This window comes from Streptomyces europaeiscabiei (genome assembly GCF_001550375.1).
GTDB lineage: Bacteria > Actinomycetota > Actinomycetes > Streptomycetales > Streptomycetaceae > Streptomyces > Streptomyces europaeiscabiei.
Genome location: NZ_LRTR01000052.1, coordinates 1 through 1,065 on the forward strand (window position 1 = coordinate 1; position 1,065 = coordinate 1,065).

Genomic DNA, 1,065 nt, shown 5'->3' on the forward strand with positions numbered 1-1,065 from the left:
CCCGGCTCCGGCCACCGGCCGGCTCCGTCGCTCCGTGCGCCACGACCGTCCGCGGCCCCGCCACGGACACCGGCTCGACGCAACTTCCGCCCGAGACGCCCCCCGTCGAGGCCGTGGGGCCGGTCGGCGTGGCCGAGTCGGCAGCGGCCTCCGAGGCAGTGACCGACACCGAGGCCGCACCGAGGACGGGTGTGGATGAGTCGGCGCCCGCGTCCGAGGCGGCCGCCTCGGACGCGGTACGGCCGTCCGCCGGGGCCGCGGACATCGCCGCCGAGCCCCTTTCAAAACCGTCGTCCGGGGCCGCCCCGCGCAGGTCCGTGCCCGGTACCGCCGCGGTGACCGGCAGTTCGGGCACGCCCGTGCCGGGCGCGAGCGCGCGCATCCTCGCCGGCGCCCCGGACGTGCTCGCCCTCACGCGGGCCCGGACTCCGCGCGGGCGCAGGCGTATACGGTCCTCCGTCGCCGGCGGGTGGGCCTCGACCGTCTCCTCCACCGGCGCTGTCATGAGACTCCGCCCGTCGGCCGGGGCAGGGCCAGGAGGTCGCTGTGGTGGACGACGACGCGGAGTTCGCCGGCCGCGTTGTCCCGGAGGCGGTCGCGGAGGTAGGCGTCGGCGCGCTCGGTGAGTTCGGGGCGCTGTTCGCAGGCGGCGCCGACCCAGCCGCGCAGCCACTCCTCGGTGAGGGCGGTGTGCCGCGGGTCGAGCTGCCAGGGGCTCGGGTGGACCCGGACCGTGGCGCCCTGCTGGGCGAAGGCCTCGCAGGCCGTGGTGATCGCGTCCGGACCGAGCAGGTCGCTCGCGCGCTGGTGGGCGTTGAACGCCTCGGCGATCTCGGTGTCCATGGGGTGGGCGGGGACGACGTCCACGCGGCCCACGACCGACAGGGTCAGCAGGGCGGGGACCCCGGCGCCCGCGCAGGCCGCGGCGAGCGCCTCGATCTCCTCGCGGGTGAGGACGTCGAGCAGTGCGGACGCGGTGACCAGCGAGGCGCCGTCCAGGTCGTCCGCCGTCAGCCGCCCGATGTCGCCGCGGCGCGTGGTGACCGTGACGGGGCTGCCGTCGGC

The 1,065-nt window shown here is 77.6% G+C and carries 2 pseudogenes; both read right to left on the reverse strand.

What is annotated here, in order from left to right:
• Positions 1-505 (reverse strand): annotated as a pseudogene (locus tag AWZ10_RS02305) (hypothetical protein); the annotation flags it as partial.
• A pseudogene (locus AWZ10_RS02310) lies at positions 502-1,065 on the reverse strand (SAM-dependent methyltransferase); the annotation flags it as partial. The pseudogenes AWZ10_RS02305 and AWZ10_RS02310, both read right to left, overlap by 4 nt.